Origin of the sequence: Alcanivorax sp. DP30, assembly GCF_009882945.1 — a bacterium.
Taxonomy (GTDB): Bacteria; Pseudomonadota; Gammaproteobacteria; order Pseudomonadales; family Alcanivoracaceae; genus Alcanivorax.
Map to the genome: position 1 here is coordinate 40,977 of NZ_WTUY01000006.1, position 6,712 is coordinate 47,688.

The window sequence follows — 6,712 nt, forward strand, 5'->3', positions numbered from 1 at the left end:
AGGGGCGCATTATGGGGGCTTTTTTTTGTCATCTATATGACAAGAGATCGTATTTTACAGTTTGTTTACCGTAATGCGAATGATTTGCGGCGGTTCACAACAAGAAAACCACAAACGTGGTTATCCCTACCCCAAAACAGGGGATAGGTTAATAAAATCCGCGAGCCATCAGGAATGAGAATTGCCCCGGTAAGCGCCATGAGGCGCCCCGGGCCGGGTGGGGAAAGAGGGATAACGGGAATTTGAGGAGGGGGGGTGTCGCACCGCCTGAGCCCCCCTGAGGGCATTCTTTCGCTTCGCTTCAGCTGCTCAGGCTCAACGGGCGTCGAGTGGCTGCTGGGGCACTTTCTCCAACGCTTCCAGCGTGTATCCCTGATCTATTGCCACAGCCTTGAGTGCTTCCAGAGTGCGCTCACTGATCTGCGGCTCCCGAGCCATGATCCACAGATAATCGCGCTTCTGGCGGCCAATGACGGTATAGCGGTACTCCTCGTCCACATACAGCACCCGGTAGTCGGCCTTGAAGGGCCATATGAAACGCATCCCCCAAATGGCGGGGTTTTCCGGGCTGACGAAGCCGGTGGGAGTCATCCGCTTGAATTCACCTTCGAAGCTGTTCTTGTGGAAGGTAAAGGTAGTCGCCACCTTGTTGGGGCCAACCCGCTGGTAACTCTCCATGGCATTGTGGGCCCCCTTCTCCGGTAGCGTCGGAATATTGGCAATCACATACCAATCCCCCATGAAACGGTCCAGATCAAAGGGAGACGCGACGCTGACAGGGTCTTCGGGTAGATTTTGGCAGGCTTGCAGCATAAACAGACTCGCAATCAACAGTATCCAGCGCATAGTAAGCTCCAACGGTTTCGTTAGTATCTTCTCAATGGGGACAAGGCGAAGTGAAGATCGGCAGGTGAGGAATGATCGTTGGAAACGGCCCTGACCCACAGCGGAAACACCACTTGCTCATGCCGCTGACTGTCAGAACGGCGACGGTCTGTCACGGCGCCTTATCTTCCCAGCACCTTGAAGCGCTGGCGCAAGCGAAAGCCCTGATTATCGATCAGGGTCAGGGTATGCCAACCGGGATCCGCGACGATGGCTTTTTCGTGGAAATGGCGGGTTTCGCCCAGGAAGTTGTCGTCCAGGTGCCAGTAGAGCGTGGCTGACGGGCGTTGATGAACAGCACGGAAGATGGCGCGACCGAGGGTGCCATTGAGTTCGGTGGGGATATAGATGGCACTGCCGGCATGGGGATATACCAGTGCCATGGGTGGCTCGCTTTGCAGTGCCAGCGCGCCACCAACGCAGTCTTTTCGCCATGCCGGTAGCGGCCGGTAGTCGGGATGATGACGACGGTAGAACCAGGCCTGGGCCGGGGGCAACACGAACCAGTCGCGGTGCTGCATGTTTGCCACTGCTTCACAGCCGCTATGGACACGCTGGCCATTGCTGTCCAGGTGAATGCGCACATGGTGAGGGGTGACGGTCTGGAAATGGCTTTGTCTCGGTGCCAGTTGCTCGCGGGTGTGGCAGCGTCCGCCGGCCAGATAGCCATCGTCATCACAGACCTGCACGGTTTTCAGTTCTGACAAGGGTGGCTCCGCCCAGGGGGACGGGCCGAGCAGGCTGAAGACGTCCAGCATTAACGGCGCCGCTGTGGCGGCACCACCGAGGCTCGGTGCGGGCTCTCCATTGCCGTTGCCTGCCCAGACCCCCACGGTGTAACGGCCATTACTGCCTACTGCCCAGGCATCCCGCAGTCCGTAACTGGTACCCGTTTTCCAGGCGATGGGCTGACTGGAACTGAACTGCCGCCATTGCCTTGCGGTGCCGGGTCGGGCCACTTCGCGCAAGGCCTGTTGGGTCAACCAGGCGGCACCGGGTGTCAGCATGTAGGGCGGTTTACTCTTAACCGGCTGATCCCGCAGCACGGTCAGCGGCTGCGGAACACGGCCACTGGCTGCGGCCATAAGCCGGGCGTAGATGGCGGTGATTTCATCCAGCCGCCCTTCTGCCCCACCCAGTATCAGGGTTAGGCCATAGTCTTCTGCTGGCCGGAACAAGGTGCTCATGCCCATGCGCTGCAGACGGCTGTGAAAGCGTCCACCGCCATAGCTTCGCAACATGCGCACCGCCGGGATATTGAGTGACTGGCTGAGCGCTTCGTGGGCAGGGACGGCGCCGCGATAGCTGTGGTCGTGGTTTTCCGGACTGAAGCCGCCGTAGTTGGTGGGCAGGTCCGGGATCAGGGTTTGCGGTAGCAGCAAGCCTTCATCCAGCATCAGCCCGTAAAGCAGCGGCTTGAGAATACTGCCGGTGGAACGGGGCGAAGCCGCAATATCCACATCCGCCCCATATTCCGCCCGGTTGCCATGGGTGACATTGCCCACGTAGGCGCGGGTTTGCTGCTGGTGGTGGTCGATCACCACCACCGCCAGATTATGCACGCCTTCACGCGCCAGGCGCTCACCATGTTGCCGGGCAAGGGCGTGCACCCGTTGCTGCAGGGTGGCATCCAGCGTGGTGTTGAGCAGCTTGCCGTGCCCGGCTTTCTGCAGCGTATTCATCAGATGCGGTGCCAGCGCAGGTAACGCCTGGGGTGGTGGCGGCAGGGGTTCGAGCAGGGCCAGCTGAAGATCACGATCGTCAAGTTGCCCCCTGGCATGGAGACTCACCAGCAGGCGATCACGCTTTTCCTTGAGGCGCTGGCGGTTGCGGCCGGGGTGGATCCAGGATGGCGCATTGGGCAGCACCGCCAGTAACGCCGCTTCTGCCCAGCTCATGGCATCAGGTTCGCGTTGAAAGTAACGCCATGCAGCTGCCCGCAGGCCAACCGTATTACCCCCGAACGGTGCCCGGCTGGCGTATTGGGTGAGAATGTCTTCCTTGCTGTAGTGCCATTCCAGCTGCAAGGCCAACGCCGCTTCGCGGGCTTTTTCCGGCAGGGTGCGCGGTGGGTCATCACGCAGCAACCGGGCCAGCTGCATGGTAATGGTAGAGCCTCCACTGACGACCCGTCCCGCGTTCAGATTCAGCCAGGCTGCCCGACCGATAGCGAGCGGATCAATGCCCGGGTGCCAGAAAAAGCGCCGGTCTTCAAAGTTCAACAAGGCCTGGCGGTATTTCTCCGGCACCTGGTCAACCGGGACAAAGCGCCATTGCTGATCCTCGGCAATACGCGCATCCAGCATACGGCCCTGGCGGTCAAGCATCAGAGTGGCATAGGGGGTGCTATGGAGACGCTGGGGCAGCGGCCAGCATTGCAGCGCAGCAAGCAACAGAAGCAGCAGGATCAGTGGTGCGAGTCGCCATAGCCGCCACCGGGTTGTCATGCTGTCACTTTCACTATTGGCATGCTGACTTCGTAGGGGTCGGGTTCAGACAAGGTTCGGAGCAGGCGTGACCGACAACGGGTTCGCCGCGCGTGCGCTACTCCAACAGGGTAACTCGCAATATAGCAAAAAGGTCACTATTACCCCACATCAGGCATAGCCGGTGTGCCTTTGGTAGCGCAGAATGAGTCGGCATTTACATGACAAGGGAGCTCTGCATGGACACGCTGCAACACTTCTATATAAACGGCCAGTGGACCAAGCCCTCCGCCGGCTGCGCGCAACACAGCATCATCAATCCTGCCACGGAAGAAACCGTAGGCACCCTGCCCATGGCCGAGGCTTCAGATATTGATGCGGCCATCGCTGCAGCCGATGCTGCTTTCCCTGCATGGAGCGAGACCCCGCTGGAAACCCGTCTCGGGTATCTGGAAAAGGTCCTCGGCCTGTATCAGGAAAAACTCCCCGAGATGGCCCAGGCCATCAGCCAGGAAATGGGTGCTCCCATCGGGCTGGCCACCAATCTGCAGGCGCCAGTGGGGATGATGCATATCGCCAACACCCTTGAGGTGGCTCGCGATTTTGCCTTCGAGGAACAGCACGGCTCTTCCGTCATCCGCCACGAGCCTGCCGGGGTTTGTTCACTGATCACTCCCTGGAACTGGCCGATGAACCAGGTGATGTGCAAGCTGGCCCCGGCACTGGCGGTGGGTTGCACTGTGGTGCTCAAGCCCAGTGAATTTGCGGCCCTGTCTGCCAATGTGCTGGCGCAAATCATCGATGAGGCGGGCCTGCCAGCCGGTGTGGTCAACATCGTCTACGGCGATGGCGCCAAGGTCGGCCCCCTGCTCTCCTCTGACCCGCGGATTGATGTGGTCTCCCTCACCGGCTCCACCCGTGCCGGTATTTCCGTGAGCCAGGAGGCTGCCACCACCATCAAGCGCGTGTCGCTGGAACTGGGCGGCAAGTCCGCCAATATCCTGCTGCCCGGTTGCGACCTTGAAGCCGCCGTTACTCACGGGGTGCGCGCCATGATGAACAACACCGGTCAGAGCTGTAATGCGCCGTCGCGTATGCTTGTTCCGGCTGACAAGCTGGCAGAGGCAGAAACCATTGCGACCAACGCCTGCAAGGCTATTGCCGTGGGTGATACCTCCGATGAGGCCACGGTGATGGGACCCATTGCCAATGGTCGTCAGTATCAGCGGGTGCTTTCACTGATTGAGACAGGGATAAAGGAAGGCGCCAAGCTCGTGTGTGGCGGTACAGAAAAGCCTGCCGGCCTGGAAAAGGGCTATTTTGTGTTGCCCACCGTGTTCAGCGAGGCCAATAACGACATGACCATTGCCCGTGAGGAAATCTTTGGCCCGGTACTGACCATGATCCCCTATAAGGATGTGGACGAAGCGGTCGCCATTGCCAATGACACCATCTATGGCCTCTCCGGCTATGTCTTTGGGGATCCCGACCAGGCCCGTGCCGTGGCCAATCGCCTGCGCACCGGTAACGTCCACCTTAACGGCGCGGGTCCGGACTTCACCGCCGCATTCGGGGGCTACAAGCAATCCGGCGTGGGCCGAGAATGGGGCCGGTTCGGCTTTGACGAGTTCCTGGAAATCAAGTCCGTGTTCCAGCCAGCCTGATCCCTCATTCCGCCTGCCTGTCATTAGCGGACACAACTTTCCCTAATTTGTATACTGGCAATAGCGCCCCGCCCGGGGCGCATCCGTGCCATTCCCCCCTCCCGCCTGAACATCCAACATGGTTACATTGTTTAATGTCACATTAAGACATTGATCGGTCATATGACCGGGACCAGGAGGATTTATGACAACAACAGCCACCGCCAGCATTCAGAAGAACGAGAAGAAAGCCGAAAAGGTACCCTTGGGTGCCACGGTCAACATCCCGCCGCGTCGCCTGGACTTCCAGTTCGACGAGAACACGGCCAAGCGCTACTTCTATGCGGATGACCCGTTCCTGAGTGCATTCTGGATTACCCTGTCTACCCTGTTCCCGGAAGGGGAGGATTTCTTTGTGCAGGCCGTGCGCCACTATCGCAAGGACATCACAGATCCGACCCTCAAGGCGCAGGTATCCGGTTTTATCGGCCAGGAAGCCATGCACAGCAAAGAGCATGAAGCCTGGAACGAGCTTGGCCAGAAGTTCGGCTACCCCACCGAAAAACTGGACAAGACCCTGGGCAAGTTGCTGGGAGCGGTAAAGAAGTACACCCCGAAGATTTTCCAGCTTTCTGCCACCGTGAGCCTGGAGCACTACACCGCCATTATTGCCGAGCAACTACTGCGCGATGAATCCCACCGTGAACTGGCGGACCCGGAAACCCTCAAGCTGTGGCTGTGGCACGCACTGGAAGAGAACGAGCACAAGACCGTTGCCTACGATGTTTATGAAACAGTAAGCGGCAACTATCTGCTGCGTGCCGGCACCATGATTCCGGTGACGGTGATCTTCTTTGCTGTGATCGGCGCCTTCCAGGCGCGCATGCTGGCTTCTGACGGCAAGCTGCTGGATCTTCGCAACAACTGGAAAGGGGTGAAATTCCTCTTTGGTGGAAAGGGACTGTTCACCAAACTGTGGCCCCAGTACCTGGATTTCTTCAAACCAGGTTTCCATCCCTCCCAGCACGACACTGATGCCCTGCTGGATGAATGGCGTGATCGCCTTTTCGGTGCTGAAGGCATGCTTACCGAACAACACGAGCAAGCCAGCCAGCGCAAGAAAAAGAAGCTGCATTAAAGGCAGCTCCGAGTGGCTAGCTTCTAGCTGCGAGGAAAAGCAAAAATGGAAAGCCGCCTTGTGCGGCTTTTTGTTTATGGAGATTAAGAGCGAGTTTCGGGTTGTGGGCGCGGGCGCGGGCGTGGGCGTGGGCGTGGGTAATGATGCCCTACTTAGGTAGCAAGCAAGCTTGCTCTCCCTTCGGGACGCCTGCGGCGCCTCACCCTGGCCCCTGCGGTGCATCGGGTGTCACATGGCGGCTTCGCCGCGAGGCAGAGAAAGGAATTCCTCGTGTTCCTAAATACAAAAAAAGCCCCTTAGCGAACTACGCTAAGGGGCCTTTTTTGTATTTAAGAGCCTGACGATGACCTACAGTGTGTGACGAGCATACTCGTCATCCCTTCGGGACGCCTGCGGCGCACCAAGCTGGCCCCTGCGGGGCATCGCTTGTCACATGGCGGCTTCGCCGCGAGGTAGGGAGAGGAGATCACCGTGATCCTAAATATAAAAAAAGGCCCCTCAGCATAATACGCTGAGGGGCCTTTTTTTATATTTAAGAGCCTGACGATGACCTACTCTCACATGGGGAAGCCCCACACTACCATCGGCGATATGTCGTTTCACTTCTGAGTTCGGCAAGG

General features: G+C 58.7%; 4 protein-coding genes. 2 read left to right on the forward strand and 2 right to left on the reverse strand.

All coding sequences use genetic code 11. The features are described 5' to 3' along the window. Window positions 1–315: 315 nt before the first annotated feature. A complete protein-coding gene (locus GQF00_RS14795) occupies window positions 316–846 on the reverse strand; it encodes a lipocalin family protein (RefSeq protein ID WP_161319963.1) in 531 nt (176 codons plus the stop codon). A 161-nt stretch (window positions 847–1,007) separates the two neighbouring features. Further along, the gene (gene pbpC / locus GQF00_RS14800) at window positions 1,008–3,332 is read right to left on the reverse strand and encodes a penicillin-binding protein 1C (protein WP_161319964.1); all 2,325 of its coding nucleotides are present in this window, start codon (window positions 3,330–3,332) and stop codon (window positions 1,008–1,010) included. 218 nt (window positions 3,333–3,550) lie between these two features. Between pbpC and GQF00_RS14805 the strand changes: the two genes are divergently transcribed. Both GQF00_RS14805 and GQF00_RS14810 read left to right on the forward strand, forming a co-directional pair. After that, window positions 3,551–4,975 (forward strand): aldehyde dehydrogenase family protein, encoded by a 1,425-nt coding sequence (locus tag GQF00_RS14805; protein WP_161319965.1) that lies wholly within the window; start codon window positions 3,551–3,553, stop codon window positions 4,973–4,975. A 184-nt stretch (window positions 4,976–5,159) separates the two neighbouring features. Beyond that, window positions 5,160–6,092 (forward strand): metal-dependent hydrolase, encoded by a 933-nt coding sequence (locus GQF00_RS14810; protein WP_161319966.1) that lies wholly within the window; start codon window positions 5,160–5,162, stop codon window positions 6,090–6,092. Window positions 6,093–6,712: the final 620 nt, after the last annotated feature.

Bases quoted from the DNA above. Each gene is read 5' to 3' on its own strand.
- GQF00_RS14795 (WP_161319963.1), bottom strand. From the start codon at position 846: ATGCGCTGGATACTGTTGATTGCGAGTCTGTTTATGCTGCAAGCCTGC.
- pbpC (WP_161319964.1), bottom strand. From the start codon at position 3,332: ATGACAACCCGGTGGCGGCTATGGCGACTCGCACCACTGATCCTGCTG.
- GQF00_RS14805 (WP_161319965.1), top strand. From the start codon at position 3,551: ATGGACACGCTGCAACACTTCTATATAAACGGCCAGTGGACCAAGCCC.
- GQF00_RS14810 (WP_161319966.1), top strand. From the start codon at position 5,160: ATGACAACAACAGCCACCGCCAGCATTCAGAAGAACGAGAAGAAAGCC.